We start from the raw sequence: 20,735 nt of genomic DNA on the forward strand, positions 1-20,735 counted from the left end.
CCGGGTGTCCGGGAGCCCGCCAGCCACTGCGGCCAGCGTGCCGGCCATTATCGTCAGACAGGGCCTCGTCTCGGAGGGCGAGCGCGCCATTCCCGAGGAAGTTCCCGTCGCTTTCTCCTATAGCGGCTCCACACATGCCGTGATGATGGCAACGCCTGACGATCTTGAGGATTTCGCCGTCGGTTTTTCCCTGACCGAGGGCATCGTGCGGTCAGCCGTGGAGATCGAGGCGGTCGACGTGGTCGAAGCCGGCAACGGTCTCGATCTGCAGATCGTGCTCAGGCAAGCCAATGCCGAGGCGCTCTCTGCGCGCCGCAGGCAGATGGCGGGTCCGGTCGGCTGCGGCATGTGCGGCATCGAGTCCATCGATCAGGCGATGCGGGTCGTACCGTCGGTCAGCGCGGCAGACCTGGTGCTCTCCCTGGAAGACGTCACCACGGCCACCAGCGCGCTGCAGGACCAGCAGAGGCTCAACCGGCGTACTCGTGCGGTGCATGGCGCCGGCTTCTATCTGCCTGGTCAGGGGATGGTTGCGGTGCGCGAAGATGTCGGTCGGCACAATGCGCTCGACAAGCTCATCGGCGCCATCGCCCTTGGCGGCTGGCAGGCGTCGGCTGGTGCCATCGTCGTAACCAGCCGGCTATCGGTCGAGATGGTGCAGAAGGCCGCCATCGCCGGCAGTCCCGTTCTCATCGCCATTTCGGCCCCCACCACCCTTGCCGTGCGCACCGCGAGCGAGGCCGGCATGACCCTGGTTGCAATCGCAAGGGACGAGGATTGCGAAGTCTTCACCCGGCCCGATCGCCTCAATCTCAAAGGAATCTCTGATGTCGCTTAGCCATACCGACGAGAAGCTGGTTCGCATGGCCAACCAGATCGCCGTGTTTTTCCTGTCGCAGCCGGAAGAGGTGCGTATCGAAGGCGTTGCGACACATATCAACAAGTTCTGGGAGCCGCGCATGCGGCGCCGTTTTTTCGAAATGATCGATCAGCGACTGGGTGATTTCCTGCCGCTCGTGCTCTCCGCATCGTCTGCCATCAAGCGTCCGGGCGAACCGGATGCCGGTGCGGTCGGCGTGGGACGCGATGCAGCGGCTGGTGCGCCTGGCGGCAAGGGACCGGCAGCCGGAGAATCGCTGTCGGAACCGAGCATTCCAGAGGCCTGATCGACATTCTCACATCAATTCTGGTCGCCTGCCCGCGACGAGAGTCATTTCAGTTCTGAAAGCTATTTTAGAGGAGGTACGGGCAATGGCAGTTACAGGTGCAACGACGAAAGATTTCGAGGGGACAGGTTTCCTCGACCGGGAGCGCATAGTCGCGCAGCCCGGATTTAACCGCTGGTTGGTCCCGCCGGCAGCTCTGGCCATCCATCTCTGCATTGGCATGGCCTACGGCTTCAGCGTCTTCTGGCTACCATTGACCAAGGCAATCCCGAATGCCGATCCCTCCTGCTCGAGCCTCACTCTGATTGGCGCGCTGTTCACCACGGAGTGCAACTGGCGCGTCGCCGATCTCGGCTGGATCTACACGCTGTTCTTCGTTCTTCTCGGTTGCTCCGCGGCGATGTGGGGCGGCTGGCTCGAGCGTGTTGGTCCGCGCAAGGCCGGTTTCGTCTCCGCCTGCTGCTGGTGCGGCGGCATTCTCGTGGCCGCGGTCGGCGTCATGACCCACCAGCTCTGGCTGATGTGGCTCGGTGCCGGTGTAATCGGCGGCGTGGGCCTTGGTCTCGGCTACATTTCTCCAGTTTCGACGCTGATCAAGTGGTTCCCCGACCGGCGCGGCATGGCGACCGGCATGGCGATCATGGGCTTTGGCGGCGGTGCGATGATCGGCGCGCCTTTGGCAAACCTTCTGATGAACACCTTCAAGACGGATGTGACGGTCGGCGTCTGGCAGACCTTCGTCGTCATGGCGCTCATCTACTTCGTCTTCATGCTCGGCGGCGCTTTCGGTTATCGCATCCCGCCCGCCGGCTGGCGTCCGGAAGGCTGGACCCCGCCTGCCGCCAAGAGCTCGATGATCACCACCCGTCACGTTCATCTGCGCGATGCCCACAAGACCAAGCAGTTCTGGCTGATCTGGGCCGTTCTCTGCCTCAACGTCTCGGCCGGCATCGGTGTTATCGGCATGGCCTCGCCCATGCTGCAGGAAATCTTCGCCGGCTCGCTGATCGGCGTTCCGGGCGTGGCATTTGCCGAACTGGATGCCAGCCAGAAGGCGCAGATCGCAGCGATCGCCGCCGGCTTTACGGGGCTTCTGTCGCTCTTCAACATCGGCGGACGCTTCTTCTGGGCGTCGATGTCGGACAAGATCGGTCGCAAGAACACCTACTTCTGCTTCTTCATCCTCGGCATCATTCTCTATGCTCTTGCCCCGACGCTCGCCGAAATGGGCTCCAAGGCCTTCTTCGTGCTTGCCTTCGGCATCATCCTGTCGATGTATGGCGGTGGTTTCGCCACCATCCCCGCCTATCTCGCGGATATCTTCGGCACGCAGTTCGTCGGTGCGATCCACGGTCGTCTTCTGACAGCCTGGGCGACCGCCGGCATCGTCGGCCCGGTCGTCGTCAACTACATCCGTGAGGCGCAGATCGCGGCGGGCGTGGCACCGGGGCCGGAACTCTACACGAGCACCATGTATATTCTGGCAGGCATGCTGGCGCTCGGCCTTGTTGCCAACGCCTTCGTCCGTCCTCTTTCCGACAAGTGGTTCATGTCGGATGAGGAAGTGGCCTCGCTGCAGGCAAAGACCGTGGCTGCAACCGCGGGTCCCACCGGCGCCTTCGGCATCGGCAAGGGCGGTCTCGATGCCAAGGCGGCACTTGCCTGGGCCGTGGTTGGCCTGCCTCTTCTGTGGGGCGTCTGGGTAACGCTCAAGAGCAGCTTTGCTCTCTTCGGATAAAGGGAAAGCCGGCCTCGGGGCCGGCTTTTTTCATGCAGGATCAGTTGAGCCAGAGGTGGATCAAGGCCGCCTCCGGCGTCTGTCTGCCGCCGTTTTCGACGCCCGCGCCCCAGAGCCCGGCACCAGCGGCATAGCTGCCGGGCTGCAAGCCGCCGGCCTCGCATTGGCTGACGCCGCGCAAGCGTTTGCCCGCCGAAACCGCTGCCGCCAGAACCGAAATCAGCGCCGGATCATTCATCGCCGTGCCGGAGCCGAAGAGGCGAAGGACGGCACCATCCAGCTTTGACACAATGGCCTCGACCGCGTCTGCTGGCATGCCGGGCGAGAGCGTCAGGATTGCAAGTTTGCGCGTCGTATCGAACCGTAGGCTTTGCGGCGGATGCAACGGGTCCTGTGGTTGCGCCCGGAAGGCTTCCACGTCATGGCTGTTGTGCTTCACCAGTCCGCCGGCTTCCATCACCTTGCCAGCGAAGGCGAGATGGATGCCGGGATCGTTCCCAAGGGCTGTCGCAATCGCGAGATCGAGATTGCCCTCCGCATCGCCTTCGTGGCCCAGCGGTACCATGGAGCCGCACAACACGACCTTGCGGTTTTCTCCCGCCAGCGCCTGTGAAAGCGCGGCCCCGGTAAAGGCCATGGTGTCTGTTCCGTGGGTGATGATGACCGAGGCCTGCGGATGGCTTCTGATTGCGTCGAGCATGGTGTTCCAGTGCTGAGGCCCGACATCGGCACTATCGAGCAGCGGCGAGAAGACATGGCTCTTCAAGGTTACCGTCTGCGGCAGACGTGCGGTGAGCGCATCCTCCACAAGGCCCGCCTTCGGCGCCAGTCCTTCGGGCGTCTCGGCCATTCCGATCGTGCCGCCGGTATGGATCAGCAAAAGCTCCATCGTGCATTCCCTTGCTTCATCTGCCCGATCCCATCGGCGGATCGGCCTCTGCCAAAGGCCTAAGCGAGGTGGGGACCAAGATCAACGGTCCTGCGCACAGCAAAAAAGGGCAGTGCGTTGCCGCACTGCCCTGCGATACGTTCAAGCTGCCTTGGTAATCAGGCGGCCAGGTCTTCGAGATCGCTGCCCTTGAACATCTTGGCGAGGTTCAGGAAGCAGATCATGCCGTTTTCGTTGGCGATAATACCTTCCGAAAAGGTCTTGTCGAACGAGGCCGAGACTTCCGGCACAGGCTGAACCTGGCTTGAGGGAATCGTCAGTATGTCGGAGACGCGATCGACCAGCATGCCGATGACCATGTTGTGCACCTCGGCGACAACGATGGCCGAGCGCTCGTTGGCAACCGTGCTCTTCATGCCGAGCTTGTAGGCGAGGTCGATGATCGGAATGACGGAGCCGCGCAGGTTCATCACGCCGATAACGTCAGCGGGTGCATGCGGGATCGGCGTCGACGGTGCCCAGCCGCGGATTTCGCGGATGGTCGTCGTCTTCACGCAGAATTCCTGATCGTGCAGCCGGAATGCGATGATTTCGAGAGTGTCGCCGCCGAAGGTGGTGGAATTGATCGTGGCCATGATTCGTCTTCCCAATCTTTTAAAGTCAAAGCGTCCGGTGTGCGTTTCAGCCGCGCGCACCACCCGCCACAAGTTTTCGCTCCGGCTCGGTTGCGACAGGCGTCACTCGACGTGCTGGTGCAAGCTTATCGAAAGTTCGTTTCTCAATTCTAAACTGCCCAACGAGATTGCGCAGGGCGGATGCCTGACTTGCAAGGTTTTCGCTCGCCGCCGTGCTCTGCTCCACCATGATGGCGTTCTGCTGGGTATTGGCATCCATGCCGGTCACGGACGCGCCGATAGCCGAAAGGGCGGTTGCCTGTTCTTGGGCAGATCCAACAATTGCAATGACGTTGCCGTTGATCTCCTGAACTTCCGAGACGATCTGCTCAAGTGCCCGTCCGGTTTCGCCGACGAGTTGCACGCCATTGCGCACATGATCCGAAGAGGCGTTGATCAGTGTCTTGATTTCCTTGGCAGCATTGGCGGAGCGCTGGGCCAGTTCCCGCACTTCCTGGGCCACAACCGCGAAACCCTTGCCTGCTTCACCCGCGCGAGCAGCCTCGACGCCGGCATTGAGTGCCAGAAGATTGGTTTGAAACGCGATGTCGTCGATCACGCCAATGATATTGGAAATTTCCCGGGAGGAATTTTCGATCTGGTCCATCGCATCAATGGCGCTGCGCACCACTTCGCCGGATTTCTCGGCGCCGGCCTTGGTCCGGGCGACGAGTTCACCCGCCTCGGATGCACGGCGCGAACTGTCGGTCACGGTGCGGGTTATCTGCTGGAGAGCGGCTGCCGTTTCCTCTACCGAGGCTGCCTGGACCTCCGTACGTTTTGCCAGATCCGAGCAGGACGCCATGATCTCGCCTGCGCCACCGGCAATATTCTCCGTATTGTTGCTCACCGAAGCGATCGTCTGTCGCAGGCGGCAGAGCGTGCCGTTGAAGTCCTTGCGCATGCGCTCGAAGGCAGGCGTGAAGGCAGCGCCGATTTCACAGGTCAGATCGCCGTCTGCCAAGGCCTCCAGTCCATCTGCAATCGCATCGACGGCATGGATGCGATCGGTGATGTCGGTGGCAAACTTGATGACCTTCAGCACCTTGCCATTGTGATCAACGATCGGATTGTAGGAGGCTTGGATCCAGATCTCCTTGCCGCCCTTGCCGATGCGCTTGAACTCGTCCGTCACGAACTGCCCTTCGGCGAGTGTCTGCCAGAATCCCTGATAAGCGGCGCTCTGTGCATAGGCCGGTTCGCAGAAGATCGAATGATGCCTGCCGACAATCTCGGTGAGGTCATAGCCGACCGCTGCGAGAAAATTCTCATTGGCGTTCAGGATCTTGCCCTGCGGCGTAAATTCGATGACCGCCTGGACGCGACCGATGGCGGCGAGCTTGCCGGCATCTTCGGTCGCCTTGCGCTTTGCCTCGGTGATATCAGCGGCGATCTTGACGATCTTGGTCAGTTTGCTGCCGCGATAGACCGGGTTGTACGAGGCCTGGATCCAGATCTCGGAGCCGTCCTTGCGCAGGCGTCGGTATTCCCGGCTGTCGAACTGGCCGCGATTGAGATTGGACCAGAATTCACGATAGTCGGCGCTTGCAGCATAGGCCGGATCGCAGAAGATCCGGTGATGTTTGCCGCGGATTTCCGCGAGGCTGTAGCCGACTGCGCGACAGAAGTTTTCATTCGCGTTCTGAATGATGCCATCAGGTGTAAATTCGATGATCGCCTGAGACCGGCTCAGTGCATCGAGAATTGCGTTTGAATCGAAACCGGAAAGAAAGTTCAGTCGCACTGCTCTTGTCCTAATATGTCGAGCGGCGGCGCAAGGTCGCTGCCGATTTGTCGTGATACAAATTGTATTTGGTTAAACTTAATGGAGCCTTCATAGCCATCAGCTCGGGGTGATCCGGCAATGATCCCAAACTGTTCAATTTTAGGTAAAGAAGCCGACTGTTTGTCGCAAATGCGCGAATAGCGGCTACCGAACCGAAGGGCCCGGGCGTTGCCGCCCCGGCCCAATCCGCGTGCTAAAGATTCAGTGCGAGATGCGGTTTCCCATCCGAGGTTCGGCGGGGAGAGACGCCTTTGGCGTCGATCGTGCCGTTCACTCTCTGCCGAAAGGCGGAGAAGCTGTCGAAGGTGACAACATCCACCGGCTCATCAAAGTGCAGGCTGATCTGCCAGTGGGCGCCATCCGACAGCCCGGTCAGCGAGAGAACCCGCCCGCGAAAGCGTTGCCCCAGATAGGTGCCTTCGACAATCGCGCCCACCGTTGTCGGTGGTACATGCCGGTTATCGTCGCGTGATGCCTGCGCCGCAACCGTGTTCCAGTCGCGGGCGCCGTGGCTCTTCGCCACTAGCTCCAGTGCCTTGCTGTGGCTGACGGTCATGCCATCAGCCGCCATCGTGGTGCGCAGGCGCTTTGCCTGGGCTTTCAGGTCGTCAATCGAAATATTTGCCATGGTCATGGCGTGCCTCATGTCCTGTTCGGCATGCGAAAGGATGATCAAGGTGCCCGCATTGCCCCATTCATGCATGCGCAGGAAGGGCGATTTCAAATGTTCAAGGACTTCACCAAGGGTTTCCCCGCGGGCGGCCGGCGCCTCTGCCGTGACCCCTAGATGTGGTGTCACGGCCTGACTGTCAAGCTCTCCCTCACCGCGCCTTGAAGGCTGGCCTTCTGAGGGTGTTACGCTGCACGCGTCGGTCGGTCGAGAATGTGCTTGCCAAACAGGCTTGCAGCGAGATCGACCATGATGCGGGCGCTGCGTCCACGATCGTCGAGGAATGGGTTGAGCTCCACCAAGTCGAGCGAGGAGACGAGACCGGAATCGTGCAGCAGTTCCATGATCAGATGCGCTTCCCGAAAGGTTGCGCCTCCTGGCACAGTGGTGCCGACACCTGGCGCCACATCCGGGTCGAGGAAGTCGACGTCGAGGCTGACATGCAGAAGCGCGTTCGCCTGGCGCACATCATTGAGAACCCGCCTGAGAATCGCGCCGATGCCCTCTTCATCGATTGCTCGCATGTCGAAGACATTGACCGCGTTCTCGCGGATGGCGCGGCGCTCTTCGTCATCAACGGAGCGGATGCCGACCTGGTAGACGTGGCGCGGATCAACCAGCGGCCGGTTCGAGGGAAGGATCGGGGCAAATTCGGCTCTGCCGCAGAAGAAGGCAACCGGCATCCCATGGATGTTGCCGGAAGGTGAGGTCTCCGGAGCATTGAAGTCCGAATGCGCATCAAGCCATAGAACGAAGAGCGGGCGACCGACTTCTTGCGCATGACGCGCCATGCCGGAGACGCTGCCCATAGAGAGGCTGTGATCACCACCAAGCAGAACGGGAACCGAGCCGCGCGCGACGGCTGAGTAAGTTTCCTGTTCGATGGCGCGCGTGAAGGCTGCGACAACAGGCAGCTTCTTGGCCTTCGGCAGTTCCTCCAGGTCTGTTGCAGGAGCGGGCCTGAGATCGCCTCTATCCTCAACGATATAACCGAGGTCAATCATCGCCTGGCTGATCCCGGCGATCCGGAGCGCTGCAGGACCCATGGCACATCCGCCCCGACCGGATCCTTCCTCCAAAGGCACGCCAATCAGGGTGATGTCAGAGGTTTTGCTCATTCTCGCACTCCATATCGGATCGTGTCGCCATTCTCGCCGCAGCTCATGCTGTCAAAAAGGTGGAAGATCGTCATAAAGCGCGATAGTCTTCGCATATCGCAACACCACTATGACGTTTTGCTCAATGGATGATCTTGATCGCGACATTCTCGGCGCCCTGCGCCAAAACGCGCGCCTGCCGGTCGCCTCGCTCGCGGCGATGACGGGAGCGTCGCGCGCAACGGTCTCGGCGCGCATCGACAGGCTCGTCGCCAATGGCACCATCGCAGCGTTTACGATCCTGACCGGCAAGGAGATCCAGTCGGCGGGCGTGCGGGCCATCGTGATGATCGAGGTGGTCGGCAAGTTTGCCGATCGCGTGGCGCATCAGCTGCGTGGGCTGCCGCAGGTCAGGGCACTGCATTCCACCAATGGGCGCTGGGACTTTATTGCCGAGCTCGAGGACAAGGATCTCGCCGGCTTCGACGAAACCTTGCGACGCATCCGCCTGATCGAGGGCATCAATCTGACGGAATCCAGCATTCTCCTGAAAACCAGCAAAATCGGCTGATCCTCAGTATTCCTTCTCGTAGAAGATGCCGCCGCCGGCACCGCTGCCGCCGGCCTCGCCCTTGAGCTTCACGCCCCGTCCGACATCGAGGTTGATCACGGCCTTGGCATCGCCGCTCCCCGTCTGCTGCAGCTCGAAATAGGTTCGGTCGTTCAGATATTTGCCGGCGCTGATTGTCGTTTGGCCTGTCTCGTCCGTCGATATGTCGAGATCGTCGATCCCGAGCGTCGTGCGCAGCGCCTGAAAGAGCGAGGTGCCCCGCCCGCCCGCCAGCTGGGCTGCCGCATCCGCCAACTGCGCGATCTGGAGGGCAGACAGGCGCGACATGGATTGGCCAAAGAGGATCTGCGCCAGAATCTCGTCCTGCGGCAGGCTTGGCGACGAAGAGAAGGCAACCTGCGGGTCGCTGGCAAGTCCGGTGAGGTTGATCGTCAGCGTCGCATTGCCGGAAAGCGTCTGCGCTTCAAGATCAAGGATCGGTACCAGATCGCCGCCAAAGGTGATGGTCGCACGCGTCACGTCCAGTCGGCGGGTCAGGATCTGCATGCGGCCGCGACGAAGTTCAAAGGCACCGGTCACGGACGGTGCTGCCGCCGTTCCCGTGAGCTGGATGGTGCCGCCGACTTCCGCATCAATGCCACGACCGCGAATGAAGGTTTGCGAAGGGGCGGACAAGGTCAGGTCCAGACGCAAGGGGCTGCTGGAGCTTCGCCCTTCTGCCGGCCGGTCGTCTCGCTGTTGCCTCAGGATCTGGGGCGGCGCGTTTTTGTGGACGATATCCAGCTCTGCAAGACTTGCCGGACGTCTTTCGCTCAGCGTGATGGAGGTGCGGTCCAGATTGACGGTGCCGGCCAGCGTCGGGCCGGCGAGCAGGGGGCCGGACAGGGTCAGCCGGGCGTCGGCAGTGCTGGTCACCGTGTCGCCATCGACATAGACGGCCTTGTCGAGCGCGATCGTGAGTTCGGCTGGCAGGCCAGTGCCCCGGATGTCGATATAGCCGGAGGCATTGAGGGTTCCGCCGGTCGCAAAGCTGCCGGTGAGGGCGCCAATCTCGGCGCGACTGCCGGTCAGGTTGATGCTGGTGGTCAGGTTTTCGACAGCGAGATTGCGCCTCACATCAACGATGCGCGATCCACTGGTCGAGACCGTTCCGGAAATCTCGGGCTGTGCGGCATTGCCGCGGATCGTCAGATCGACTGCCGCTGTGCCATCGGCCACGAAGCCCTGGTTTGACAGCTGCCCGTTGAGGGCCGAGAGCGGTACGGTGCCGTTGACGCGAAGGTCCAGTGCTGCACCTGTCGCAAGCGTTACCGCGCCGTTGATGCCGAGGTTGATCCCGCCGCCGGCGATCTGGCTTGTCAGGCCAAGCCTGTTGTCGCGGAAGTCGCCATTGGCGCTGATATCGAGGGCGGGCAGACCGGCCGCCCGTGTTTGCGCCACCGAAACAGCGCCAAGCGCCAGCCGATAGTCAGCAATCGGGGCCGACGGCGTGCCACGTACCGTGATCCGTCCGTTGACCGTGCCCTCCGGGGCCGCCGATGGCGCAAATTGTGCGGCAAGCGATGCCGGCAGGTCGGTGATGTCCACCGTCAGATCCAGATCGGCACCGGCCCGTCCGTTGATCGTGATGCGGCCATTGCCGGCCCGGATCACCGTCTGGTTCAGTGTGACCCCGCCCTCGAGCAGATTAAGGTCCGTCGGCTGGCTCAGCGCAAGCGGAATGCCGCGTGGCTGGAGCCTCAACTGGTTGAGCGAGATGGAGAGCCCATCGGTCCCTCGGGTCAACTGTCCCTGCAATTGCGCTGGCGCACCTTCGAACAGTGCATTCAGATCGAATTGCGTTTTGCCGGCAAGGCTCTGCAGGGTCAGCGCGGCATTTTCCAGCCGGTTGGTGCCTTGGATTGCCGTGTCTGCCCGGATTGCGCCTTCGGCCGAAAGGGCTGAAAGGTCGTTGATTTTCAGGTCAACGACGGGGTTTTCGATCGTCAGGTCGTCCCGCTTGAGGGACGCGCCCCTGGCCTCGACAGTGCCACTGATCGTGCCGCCGGCGTTGTCGAGCGCAATGCTGCCCGTCAGATCGCCCGAGATGTTCTGTCCGGCCAAGGCAGTCAGGAGGCTCAAATCCGGGAAGTTGAAATCGAGTTTACCCTCGGGCTTGAAGCCGTCGTCAAGCGCAAGCGCGCCGGTCAGCCGATTGGGTCCGATTTCGAGTGACAGCCCATCGATGGTCGTTTGCCCATTGGCACTTGCCAATCGCGCATCGGCATTTACCGGTTTGCCATCGAGCTGCCCTGTTATTGCCAGCAGCCCGCTGGGAGCTTCGGGATTGGCAAGGCCAGAGAACTTCAGAGAAAGGTCCTCGACCGGATAGCCAGCGGCCGTTCCCTGTTCGATGACGGCGGTGACATCGACTTGCAGCGCCTCCGGTGGGCCGGAACCCGAAAGGTCGAAGGCTGCCGCTCCTTCGGCGTTGTCGATGAAGCTTCCCACATCGTTCAGTCTGCCCGTCAGGTTGGCCGATATGGCGCCCTGAGGATCGATTGCGAGCGCCCCTTGCGCCGTGCCAAGGCTGGACTGGAGCGCAAGTTCACGGATGCTCACGGCCTGCGGGGCAGTAAAGTCGATCCGTGCCGAGGCAGAGACCGGCCCGCTGAGCTTTTCACGCAGACCGGGCGGCAGGAGAGCGCTTTCAGCGCTTGCCGCGACCGTGCCGGAAAAGGCAAGCGTGGCCGGATCGAACGTGCCATCGATTGCGGCGTCCAACCCGCGCGAAGCCAGCGTCAGGCTTTTGATGTCGATCGTCTCGGCAATCACCAGATCTGCCACGGCGGCCATCGGCGCTTTCACATAGGGGGAAAGCTGCGGGTCCAGTATCTCGGCGCGCTGGATGGTCAGTTCGGCCGTAGCGGGGCCCTGGCGGTTCAGAAGGTCAAAAGAAGCGCTCTTGGCGCTAAGAGCCACATCACCGAACCGGCCCTGCGGCAATCGGAGTTCCGCAAGGTCCGCGTCAACGGCTAGATTGGCCGCTGCCGCGCTGCCGGACACGCTGAGCTCGGCTGCGCGAATGCTTGCGGTTCCCGCGCTAGCCTCGGTTCCGATGGGCAGGTCGACCGCATCGCCGTTTGCCGCAGCACTGACCTTCAGGTCGTTTTCTCCGTTCGGGTCGTAAGTCCCCTGGGCGGTGATCGTTACGGCACCGCTTGTCAGGCGCCCGCTATCGATCGTCACAGCACCCGTCTCAGTCAGCCTTGCGGCAACGTCGATTGCCGTTTCCCCGGAAAAGGCGTCGCGGAGGGTTGGCGGCAACAGATCGGCAAACATGCCGCCGCCCTTGGCGGTGATGCTGCGTATACCCTCGGTGGAAAGTGTGTGCGTGGTGTCGACCGAAACGGTTTCCACACCGGCAAGTGAGGCAACCAAGCGGCCTGCCCAATCGTTGAGCGGGCCATCGCCATCCATGCGCAAGGCAAGCGGCGGCCGACCCGGGATGTCGATCAGGTTGCCCAGAAAGCCGCGGCTCGGTTCCTGATAATCCATGCGGATGCGCAGGCGGTTGTCGTTGGGTGCGTAGAGAATATCGGCAATGGCATTGTTGCCGACATCGTTCAGCCGCGTTGCCGTAAGCCGGCTCGCAATCGTGTTATCGGCAATGCGCAGCGACCCCTGCGCCGACAGTCCGATCTCCTGCCCGGCAAGGGCCGCCCCAAGGCTGACCATCGGCAGATCGACGTTGCGCACGTCAATCTCGACGGGCAGGGAGAATGGCTCGTCCTGCGAGGATGATTCTTCGGCGGGCTTATCCGGAGACCGCAACACGACAATTTCGTCTGCCTGAATGCGATCGGCGCTAAAACGCCCCTGAAGCAGTTCAAGCGGTGACCACGCCAGCGACAGCCCCTTGATGGTGGCATAGGTGCCGCGCGTGTCTGCAACCGTCACAGTGTCTATGGTGAAGGGGCTGGAAAGCAGTGGAGAGGGGGCCGAGATTGTAATCTGGCGTTCCTCTGTCGAAACCAGCGATGCGATGCGGTCGGCGACGAACTGACTTCCGGAGCGGGAAAAACCACCCACCAACAAGACCAGGATCACGAGCGCGACGGCCGCGGCAATCAATCCGCCAAGCAGGCGGAACGTCCAGACCAATATGCGCTTCATCCAAATCATGCGTCGAACCGTTCTCGTCTGTCGCGGTCAGAAGCTCTGACCGATTCCGGCATAGATGCCGAAGCGGCTGCCGCCGTCATAGCGTTGCAAGGGCATGGCAACATCGAGCCGAAGCGGCCCGAAAGGTGTCATGTAGCGCAGCCCCACCCCTGCGCCCATCCGCAGATCGGAAAAGTCGGGAATTGTCTCGTCCGAGGCCGTGCCGATGTCGAGGAAAGGCACGATGCCGATCGTCTCCGTGACGGATACCCGTGCTTCAAGGTTGACGGTCGCAAAAGACCGCCCGCCCGTGCCGTCGCCTGCATCCGTATAGGGTGTGATTTCCTGGAAGGAATAACCGCGCACCGAGCCGCCGCCGCCGACAAAGAAGCGGCGGGTCGCCGGAATGGCCGAGAGATCGCCGCCGCCGATCAGGCTTCCTGCGGAAAGACGGCCGGCGAGTACGAAACGGTCCTCTTCGCCGAAGCCCAAATATCCCGAAATCGATCCTTCGACCGAGGTGAAGACCGTCTGGTCAAAGAACTCGTAGCTTGGCGTGATGGTCACCGTGCCATAGTGACCTTCGGTCGGGTTCAGCCGGTTGTCGCGGGTATCGCGTGCATAACCGATGGGGACACCGAAGGTGAGATAGGTATTGCCGTCGGCGAAGGCGTCATCGATGCTGTCATAGGCGATTGAAACGCCGGCATTCACCTTGTCCTGATCAGTGATCTCGTAGGAGAGCCCAATCTTTCCGGTAATGGTTGCCGCATCGTAGAAATCGGTGGTGACGCTGCTGCCCTTGATGCTCGCCTCCAGCGTCGCCGAGGGAAAGAAGGCGCCCGGCTTGATGAAGGTGATGCCGGCATTGTAGTCGAGCGCCGAGAGATCATCGATGCTCTTTGCCTCGCCCAGACCGCGGATTGCGCCTTCGATACGCAGGGATTCCGCCTGGCCGAACAGATTGCGGTGGCCCCAATAGCCTTCAAAGCCAGCACCATCCAGCGATGAGTAGCTGGCACCCACGCCGAAATAGCGGTGCTTGCCTTCCGAGACGGTGATGCCGATCGGCAGGCTGCCATCGTCGGCCAGGCTCTCAGCCTCGTTTATGGTGACGGAAGAAAAGGTGCCGAGCATGCGCAAACGCTCCGCCGCCTTGCGCAATTGCTCGGGAGAATAGGTGTCGCCGGGGCGAAGGCGCGAATAGCGTGCGATGAAGGCGGAATCGACGGTGCGGGCGCCGCGCACGGTCACGCTTCCAAGCGGCGCGACGGGGCCGGCTTCGACGCCGATGGTAACATTGACGGTCTTTGTCCGGTGGTCGGCCACGACATGCCTTTCGCGGACCTCGGTCAGCGGCCGCCCTTCGGCCTTCAACTGTTCGGACATTGCCTCCGTGGCACGCAGGATCTTCAGCGAGCCGGCATTTTCACCGGGCACGAGATCGAATTCCGCCGGATCGAGCCGCGCTGCATCATCTTGCAGTGTGATCTGGCCAAGGGTGAACGGCTCGCCTGGCTGAACGGTGATCGTCACAGGCACCGGGCGGGATCGATCAAATGTTGGATTGGGCGGCAATGAATCGAGGTCGCGGCCGTCGATGAACACCTTGACGATGCCGCCATAGAGAGACTGTTCGTACAGGGTGGCGATAAGGCGGTCCCGATCGTCCTTCGCCTTGATGACGAGACCAAGATCGCCAGAAACAGGCTTTTCCTCATCCGCCAACAGCAGCGACGTATTCTCCAGCGACTTTTTCAATGCGCGGTCGGCAGCACCAGTCTCAAGCGTGATGGTGTAGTCCAAGGGGTCAATGACATCCCTGTCCTCATCGTCGCCGCCGAAGAGCTTGATTCCGAAAATTTCAAAGGCTGAAGCGGGCGCAGCGTGAAAAGGTCCCAGACCGATGGGGAAGACCACTGCCGCGGCAAGGGCGTAACGCAACGCTTTACTGTCTGTCCGCAAGGTCAATCCACTCAGTCTTCGCATGTCGCTCCATCGCGACACCAGGGCCATGCCTCAGGCCATGTGCAATTTAGGCGCAAATGCGTTGAAAGGGATACCCGCTTTTTTATTTTTGCCTGAAATGGGGCGGGAAGTGTTGCTTCCCGCCCACGATGCCGTCAGTAGCGGCGCGGGCAATCGTCGATGTAGCGTCGGCCGTAACGGTCGCGGTAGTAGCACTGACCCGGCTGTTCCGAGACGTTGCCGATGATGGCGCCCGAGACGCCGCCGATTGCCGCGCCGACAGCTGCGCCACGGACGTTGCCGGTCAAGGCGCCGCCGATGATGGCACCGGATGCAGCACCGATGCCGGCGCCCTTTTCCGTCTGCGTGCAGCCAGCGACCGAAAGGCCGACAAGCATCAGCACAAGAGCTTTTTTCATCTGATTTCTCTCCTAGATCCACGCGCCCGGTCGTGCCGGCGTCTTGTGATATTAGCCAGCCCGCCCAAGGACATAATGCGCATAGCGACCGGCTTTCTTCAGAATACCGTTGATGACAGGAATGTCCATCGTCGTGCCTCACATCCCGAGCGGGTGCGCGATTCATCAGTGATCGAAGATGAACCCAGGATTTACAGGCAGTCTGATGCTGCGATGCGGTACACAATTTTTCGATTGTGACGTTCTGGACGGTTGCACATGTCACACAAAACTCACACCATGGCTTCCGTGTCCGGGAGAGACACGAGGAGGAACAACATGGCTAAAGTGACACTGACGGTGAATGGCCGGACAGTGAGCGGAGAGTGCGAGGATCGCACCCTGCTCGTGCATTTCATTCGCGAGAAACTTGGTCTGACGGGAACGCATGTGGGCTGCGATACCACCCAGTGCGGGACCTGCGTCGTTCACATGGACGGCAAGTCGATCAAGAGCTGTTCGATCCTGGCCGTTCAGGCTGCGGGATCGTCGATCACGACGATTGAAGGTATCTCTTCCGGCGGCGAGCTGCATCCGGTGCAGGCAGCCTTCAAGGAGCATCACGGCCTGCAATGCGGCTTCTGCACGCCGGGCATGGTGATGACGGCGCTTGACATGATCTGTCGCCACAATGGTGCGCTCGACGAAGCCACCGTCCGCCACGAGCTCGAAGGCAATATCTGTCGCTGCACGGGCTACCACAACATCGTCAAGGCCGTGCTTTCGGCCAATGAAGCCATGACCGCCGGCCGCCAGGCCGCCGAATAAGGACTTCGGCAGTTCCGGTCGCCGCGACCGAGACCTGACCAAGGCCTCTGTGATGCCGACTGCAATTGCCTCTGTCCGTCTGCCTGAAGTCCTGTTTCTCTGGAGGAGAAGACAATGGGTGTTGAAGGAATCGGCGCGCGCGTGGCGCGCAAGGAAGACAAGCGTTTTCTGACCGGCAAGGGCCGGTATACCGACGACATGGTCGTCCCCGGCATGAAATATGCCTATTTCGTCCGGTCGCCCTATGCGCATGCGAAGATCACGTCGATCGATGTCACCGCTGCCAAGGCCATGCCTGGCGTCATCGACGTTCTCGACGGCAAGCAGCTTTTGGCCGATGGCATCGGCAATCTGATCTGCGGCTGGATGATCCATTCCAAGGACGGCACGCCGATGAAGATGGGCGCCTGGCGTCCGCTGGCGCATGAGACCGTGCGCTATGTCGGGGATGCGGTGGCCATCGTGATTGCCGCCAGCATCAGCGAGGCACGCGATGCGTCCGAAGCGGTGGTCGTCGACTACGAGGAACTGCCTGTTGTCACCGGTGCCGTGGATGCTCTTAAACCCGGCGCGCCCGAGCTTCATCCGGAAGCCCCCGGCAACCTGATCTTCGATTGGGAGATCGGTGACAGCGCGGCTGCCGATGCCGCGATTGCCAGTGCTGCTCATGTCACCGAGATCGACATCTTCAACAACCGCTTGTCGCCGAACCCGATGGAGCCGCGTGCGACGCTCGGCATCTACGACACGGCGGAAGACCACTATACCTGCTACACGACCTCGCAGAACCCGCATGTCGCGCGTCTGGTGATGAGCGCCTTCTACAATGTCGCACCGGAAAACAAGCTGCGCGTCATCGCGCCCGATGTCGGCGGCGGCTTCGGCTCGAAGATCTACATCTATCCGGAAGAGGTCGTCTGTCTCTGGGCTTCCAAGAAAACCGGCGTGCCGGTCAAGTGGACCTCCGATCGGACCGAGGCCTTCCTCACCGATGCGCATGGCCGCGACCATGTCTCCAAGGTCAAGATGGCCTTCGACAAGGACCACAGGATCATCGGGCTCAAGGTCGATACGATCGCCAATCTCGGCGCCTACATGTCGCTCTTTTCCTCTTCGGTGCCGACCTATCTCTACGCCACGCTGCTGTCGGGTCAGTATGCGATCCCCGCGATCCATGCGAATGTCCGGACGGTCTATACCAACACGGTGCCAGTCGATGCCTATCGCGGGGCCGGGCGTCCGGAAGCAACCTATCTGCTTGAGCGCACCGTCGAAACGGCAGCGCGCGAACTCGGTGTTTCGCCGGCTGAGCTGCGCCGCAAGAACTTCGTGCGAACCTTCCCGTACCAGACGCCCGTGATCATGTGCTACGACGCCGGCGATTACGACGCCTCGCTGGAAGCCGCGATGTCTGCCGCCGACTGGAACGGTTTCCCGGCCCGCAAAGCGGAGGCCGCCAATCGTGGCAAGCTGCGCGGCATCGGCATGAGCTGCTATATCGAGGCCTGCGGCATCGCGCCGTCGGCTGCGGTCGGTTCGCTCGGTGCTGGCGTAGGCTTGTGGGAGTCTGCCGAGGTAAGGGTCAATGCGGTCGGAACGGTCGAGGTGCTGACCGGCTCGCACAGCCATGGGCAGGGGCATGAAACCACCTTCGCCCAGCTCGTTGCTGAGCGCCTCGGTGTGCCGATCGACAATGTCTCGATCGTGCACGGCGATACCGACAAGGTGCAGATGGGCATGGGCACCTACGGGTCCCGCTCCGGTGCCGTCGGCATGTCCGCCATCGTCAAGGCGCTCGACAAGGTCGAATCGAAGGCGAAGAAGATCGCCGCGCATCTGATGGAGGCCGACGAAAGCGACATCGTAATCGACAATGGCGAGTTGAAGGTCGCCGGCACGGACAAGTCTGTGCCATGGTTCCAGGTGGCGCTCGCGGCCTATACCGCACACAACCTGCCATCCGGCATGGAGCCGGGCCTGAAGGAAGGCGCCTTCTACGATCCGTCGAACTTCACCTTCCCGGCCGGTTGCTATATCGCGGAAGTCGAGGTCGACCCGGAAACCGGCAAGACCGACATCGTCCAATTCGTCGCGGCCGATGATTTCGGCAATATCATCAATCCGATGATCGTCGAAGGTCAGGTGCATGGGGGTATCGCGCAGGGCATCGGCCAAGCGCTGCTCGAAGGCGTTCACTACGATCCGCAGACGGGCCAGCTTTTGACCGCGAGCTACATGGACTATGCCATGCCGCGCGCCGATGACCTGCCGTCGTTCAACGTCTCGCATCAGAACACGCCTTGCCCGGGCAATCCGCTCGGCATTAAGGGGTGCGGTGAGGCCGGCGCCATCGGTTCGCCGCCGGCGCTGATCAACGCGATCACGGATGCGATCGGCAACAACAATCTCAACATGCCGGCGACGCCGCTTGCCGTCTGGAGTGCGCTCCGGGCCAATGCGACGCGTCAGGCCGCCGAATAAGGGAGGAGAGGATCATGCAGCTCTATTCGACAAGCTATCATCGTGCCTCTTCCCTTGACGACGCCGGACAACTGCTCGCCGGTGCCGAAGACGGCAAATTCATCGCCGGTGGCCAGACGCTGATCGCGGCACTCAAGCAGCGTCTTGCCCAGCCATCCGATCTCGTCGATCTCCGGCATATCGAGGCGCTCAAGGGCATTTCGGTCGAGGGACGGCGCGTCACCATCGGCGCCGCCGTCACCCACGCGGAGGTGGCCTCTTCGGCCGCCATCCGGGCCGTCTGCCCGGCGATTTGTCATCTTGCCTCGATGATTGGCGACCCGCATGTGCGCCACATGGGCACGATCGGCGGATCCGTTGCCAATGACGATCCGGCGGCGGACTATCCCTCCGCCGTGCTCGGCCTGGGGGCAACCGTCGTGACGAACAGCCGTGAAATCGCGGCGGATGACTTCTTCGTCGGTCTCTTCGAAACGGCACTCGCCGAGGACGAGATCATCACCGCTATCCGCTTCGACGCAGCGGACAAGGCCGGTTATGCCAAGTTCGCCAATCCGGCATCGCGCTATGCGATGACCGGCGTCTTCGTCTCGAAGGGGCCTGGCGGCGTGCGTGTCGCCGTGACAGGTGCCGGATCGAATGGCGTTTTTCGCCATTCAGGGCTTGAGGCGGCACTTTCGGCCAACTGGTCGCCGGAAGCCGTTGCCGGTGTCGAGATCGATTCGTCGGAGCTGATGTCGGACCTGCACTGCACGGCCGAATACCGGGCAAACCTCATCCGTGTCATGACCAGGCGGGCTGTTCAGGCGTCGTGAGGGGCCTATATCCGCAGGGAATGATGAGAAAGGGCGGCTTCGGTCGCCCTTTCTTGCAGAAGCTTGACGCAGATCAAGTTTCACGCCCCGTAATCCATTAGGATTTCCATGAGAAAGTTCTGAAATTCGCGCCATTTGTCGCAGTTTAGAATGAATATACAGAAGCAGGGTTGACCGAAGCGCCGGACGGACCCAAAAGAAGCTGAAAGACTGGAGTGACAGGCATGGATTTCGAGGCGTTTTTCAAGGATCAGCTGGCGGGGCTTCACGAGGAAGGCCGCTACCGCGTCTTTGCAGACCTGGAACGCCAGCGCGGCAACTTCCCGCGCGCGACCCGCTACACCGAAAATGGCACCCAGGAGGTGACCGTCTGGTGTTCGAACGATTACCTCGGCATGGGCCAGAACCAGCTCGTTATCGACGCCATGAAGCAGGCGATTGACGACTGTGGCGCCGGTGCCGGCGGCACCCGCAATATCTCCGGCACCAATCACTACCACGTCCTGCTTGAGCGCGAACTCGCTGACCTGCACGGCAAGGAATCGGCGCTGATCTTCACCTCGGGTTATGTGTCGAACTGGGCAGCGCTTGGCACGCTCGGCGCCAAGATCCCGGGTCTCATCATTTTCTCCGACGCGCTCAACCACGCTTCGATGATCGAAGGCATCCGCCACTCGAAGGCCGAGCGCGTCATCTGGAAGCACAACGACGTCAAGGATCTGGAAGCCAAGCTTGCCGCTGCCGATCCCAAGGCGCCGAAAATGATCGCGTTCGAGTCCGTCTATTCGATGGATGGCGATATCGCGCCGATCAAGGAAATCTGCGATCTCGCCGACAAGTATGGCGCGATGACCTATCTCGATGAAGTGCATGCGGTCGGTATGTATGGCGCGCATGGTGGCGGTATTGCCGAGCGCGAAGGCCTGATGGACCGCCTGACGATCATCGAAGGCACGCTTGGCAAGGCCTTCGGCGTCATGGGCGGCTATATCGCCGCCTCGACCGCGCTTTGCGATTTCGTCCGCTCCTTTGCTTCGGGCTTCATCTTCACGACGGCCCTGCCGCCTGCGCTCGCTGCCGGTGCGGTTGCCTCTATCCGCCATCTGAAGACCAGCCAGATCGAGCGCTTCGCTCATCAGGAGCGCGTGCGTCGCCTGCGCCACATGCTCGATGCCGCCGGCATCCCGCACATGCCGAACCCCAGCCATATCGTGCCGGTGATGGTCGGCGATGCCGCCAAGTGCAAGTGGATCTCAGACCTGCTGCTCGACAACTGTTCCATCTATGTGCAGCCGATCAACTATCCGACGGTGCCGAAAAAGACCGAGCGGCTGCGCATCACGCCGACGCCACTGCATTCCGACGCCGATCTCGAACATCTCGTCGGTTCGCTGCATCAGCTCTGGTCGCGCTGTGCCCTGGCGCGCGCGGTTGCGTGATCGAAATTAAAACTTCGGAAAATGAAAAACGGGCTGTGGTGACGCGGCCCGTTTTTCTTTGATGCTCTGACT

Annotated in this window: 16 protein-coding genes; 8 read left to right on the plus strand and 8 right to left on the minus strand. The window is 61.5% G+C overall.

Annotated elements, in window-relative coordinates:
• The first annotated feature begins 4 nt into the window (after nt 1-4).
• From fdhD to FAA97_RS14185, 3 genes are all read left to right on the plus strand, one after another.
• Nucleotides 5-838 carry a formate dehydrogenase accessory sulfurtransferase FdhD gene (gene fdhD / locus FAA97_RS14175; protein ID WP_246041465.1) on the plus strand — a complete coding sequence of 278 codons (834 nt, stop codon included), beginning with the start codon at nt 5-7 and terminating at the stop codon, nt 836-838.
• Nucleotides 828-1,166, plus strand: a complete 339-nt coding sequence (locus FAA97_RS14180; RefSeq protein WP_136599193.1) for a formate dehydrogenase subunit delta — start codon at nt 828-830, stop codon at nt 1,164-1,166. The genes fdhD and FAA97_RS14180 overlap by 11 nt, the downstream gene beginning before the upstream one ends.
• Nucleotides 1,167-1,251: 85 nt before the next feature.
• Nucleotides 1,252-2,904 carry an OFA family MFS transporter gene (locus FAA97_RS14185; protein ID WP_136599194.1) on the plus strand — a complete coding sequence of 551 codons (1,653 nt, stop codon included), beginning with the start codon at nt 1,252-1,254 and terminating at the stop codon, nt 2,902-2,904.
• A gap of 40 nt (nt 2,905-2,944) precedes the next feature.
• On the opposite strand, the gene FAA97_RS14190 is transcribed toward FAA97_RS14185, so the two are convergent.
• The 5 genes from FAA97_RS14190 to rocF form a co-directional block, all read right to left on the minus strand.
• Nucleotides 2,945-3,793 (minus strand): asparaginase, encoded by an 849-nt coding sequence (locus FAA97_RS14190; protein WP_136599195.1) that lies wholly within the window; start codon nt 3,791-3,793, stop codon nt 2,945-2,947.
• A gap of 158 nt (nt 3,794-3,951) precedes the next feature.
• Nucleotides 3,952-4,428 (minus strand): chemotaxis protein CheW, encoded by a 477-nt coding sequence (locus tag FAA97_RS14195; RefSeq protein WP_136599196.1) that lies wholly within the window; start codon nt 4,426-4,428, stop codon nt 3,952-3,954.
• 46 nt (nt 4,429-4,474) lie between these two features.
• Nucleotides 4,475-6,211: a methyl-accepting chemotaxis protein gene (locus FAA97_RS14200; RefSeq protein ID WP_136599197.1), complete on the minus strand. Its 1,737-nt coding sequence runs from the start codon at nt 6,209-6,211 to the stop codon at nt 4,475-4,477.
• 235 nt (nt 6,212-6,446) lie between these two features.
• On the minus strand, nt 6,447-6,887 hold the full coding sequence (locus tag FAA97_RS14205) for a glyoxalase superfamily protein (RefSeq protein ID WP_136599322.1): 441 nt from the start codon (nt 6,885-6,887) through the stop codon (nt 6,447-6,449).
• Between the two features lie 221 nt (nt 6,888-7,108).
• Nucleotides 7,109-8,041: an arginase gene (rocF, locus tag FAA97_RS14210; RefSeq protein WP_136599198.1), complete on the minus strand. Its 933-nt coding sequence runs from the start codon at nt 8,039-8,041 to the stop codon at nt 7,109-7,111.
• A gap of 124 nt (nt 8,042-8,165) precedes the next feature.
• Between rocF and FAA97_RS14215 the strand changes: the two genes are divergently transcribed.
• A complete protein-coding gene (locus tag FAA97_RS14215; protein WP_136599199.1) occupies nt 8,166-8,591 on the plus strand; it encodes an Lrp/AsnC family transcriptional regulator in 426 nt (141 codons plus the stop codon).
• Between the two features lie 3 nt (nt 8,592-8,594).
• On the opposite strand, the gene FAA97_RS14220 is transcribed toward FAA97_RS14215, so the two are convergent.
• The 3 genes from FAA97_RS14220 to FAA97_RS14230 form a co-directional block, all read right to left on the minus strand.
• Nucleotides 8,595-12,755: a translocation/assembly module TamB domain-containing protein gene (locus FAA97_RS14220; RefSeq protein WP_136599200.1), complete on the minus strand. Its 4,161-nt coding sequence runs from the start codon at nt 12,753-12,755 to the stop codon at nt 8,595-8,597.
• 27 nt (nt 12,756-12,782) lie between these two features.
• Nucleotides 12,783-14,723, minus strand: a complete 1,941-nt coding sequence (locus FAA97_RS14225; RefSeq protein WP_136599201.1) for an autotransporter assembly complex protein TamA — start codon at nt 14,721-14,723, stop codon at nt 12,783-12,785.
• A gap of 134 nt (nt 14,724-14,857) precedes the next feature.
• On the minus strand, nt 14,858-15,121 hold the full coding sequence (locus tag FAA97_RS14230; protein ID WP_136599202.1) for a YMGG-like glycine zipper-containing protein: 264 nt from the start codon (nt 15,119-15,121) through the stop codon (nt 14,858-14,860).
• A gap of 318 nt (nt 15,122-15,439) precedes the next feature.
• Between FAA97_RS14230 and FAA97_RS14235 the strand changes: the two genes are divergently transcribed.
• From FAA97_RS14235 to hemA, 4 genes are all read left to right on the plus strand, one after another.
• Entirely contained in the window at nt 15,440-15,928 is a 489-nt protein-coding gene (locus FAA97_RS14235; RefSeq protein WP_136599203.1) for a (2Fe-2S)-binding protein, read from the plus strand.
• A gap of 114 nt (nt 15,929-16,042) precedes the next feature.
• Nucleotides 16,043-18,409: a xanthine dehydrogenase family protein molybdopterin-binding subunit gene (locus FAA97_RS14240; RefSeq protein WP_136599204.1), complete on the plus strand. Its 2,367-nt coding sequence runs from the start codon at nt 16,043-16,045 to the stop codon at nt 18,407-18,409.
• A gap of 14 nt (nt 18,410-18,423) precedes the next feature.
• Entirely contained in the window at nt 18,424-19,224 is an 801-nt protein-coding gene (locus FAA97_RS14245) for an FAD binding domain-containing protein (RefSeq protein ID WP_136599205.1), read from the plus strand.
• A 224-nt stretch (nt 19,225-19,448) separates the two neighbouring features.
• A complete protein-coding gene (gene hemA, locus FAA97_RS14250; protein WP_136599206.1) occupies nt 19,449-20,663 on the plus strand; it encodes a 5-aminolevulinate synthase in 1,215 nt (404 codons plus the stop codon).
• The last annotated feature ends 72 nt before the right edge of the window (nt 20,664-20,735 follow it).

This window comes from Peteryoungia ipomoeae, assembly GCF_004912165.1.
In the GTDB taxonomy this organism is placed as follows: Bacteria; Pseudomonadota; Alphaproteobacteria; order Rhizobiales; family Rhizobiaceae; genus Allorhizobium; species Allorhizobium ipomoeae.

What these genes read in the sequence shown, in the direction of transcription:
- FAA97_RS14180 (WP_136599193.1), top strand. Translation starts at nt 828, where the DNA reads ATGTCGCTTAGCCATACCGACGAGAAGCTGGTTCGCATGGCCAACCAG.
- FAA97_RS14185 (WP_136599194.1), top strand. Translation starts at nt 1,252, where the DNA reads ATGGCAGTTACAGGTGCAACGACGAAAGATTTCGAGGGGACAGGTTTC.
- FAA97_RS14190 (WP_136599195.1), bottom strand. Translation starts at nt 3,793, where the DNA reads ATGGAGCTTTTGCTGATCCATACCGGCGGCACGATCGGAATGGCCGAG.
- FAA97_RS14195 (WP_136599196.1), bottom strand. Translation starts at nt 4,428, where the DNA reads ATGGCCACGATCAATTCCACCACCTTCGGCGGCGACACTCTCGAAATC.
- FAA97_RS14205 (WP_136599322.1), bottom strand. Translation starts at nt 6,887, where the DNA reads ATGACCATGGCAAATATTTCGATTGACGACCTGAAAGCCCAGGCAAAG.
- rocF (WP_136599198.1), bottom strand. Translation starts at nt 8,041, where the DNA reads ATGAGCAAAACCTCTGACATCACCCTGATTGGCGTGCCTTTGGAGGAA.
- FAA97_RS14215 (WP_136599199.1), top strand. Translation starts at nt 8,166, where the DNA reads ATGGATGATCTTGATCGCGACATTCTCGGCGCCCTGCGCCAAAACGCG.
- FAA97_RS14220 (WP_136599200.1), bottom strand. Translation starts at nt 12,755, where the DNA reads ATGATTTGGATGAAGCGCATATTGGTCTGGACGTTCCGCCTGCTTGGC.
- FAA97_RS14225 (WP_136599201.1), bottom strand. Translation starts at nt 14,723, where the DNA reads ATGCGAAGACTGAGTGGATTGACCTTGCGGACAGACAGTAAAGCGTTG.
- FAA97_RS14230 (WP_136599202.1), bottom strand. Translation starts at nt 15,121, where the DNA reads ATGAAAAAAGCTCTTGTGCTGATGCTTGTCGGCCTTTCGGTCGCTGGC.
- FAA97_RS14235 (WP_136599203.1), top strand. Translation starts at nt 15,440, where the DNA reads ATGGCTAAAGTGACACTGACGGTGAATGGCCGGACAGTGAGCGGAGAG.
- FAA97_RS14240 (WP_136599204.1), top strand. Translation starts at nt 16,043, where the DNA reads ATGGGTGTTGAAGGAATCGGCGCGCGCGTGGCGCGCAAGGAAGACAAG.
- FAA97_RS14245 (WP_136599205.1), top strand. Translation starts at nt 18,424, where the DNA reads ATGCAGCTCTATTCGACAAGCTATCATCGTGCCTCTTCCCTTGACGAC.
- hemA (WP_136599206.1), top strand. Translation starts at nt 19,449, where the DNA reads ATGGATTTCGAGGCGTTTTTCAAGGATCAGCTGGCGGGGCTTCACGAG.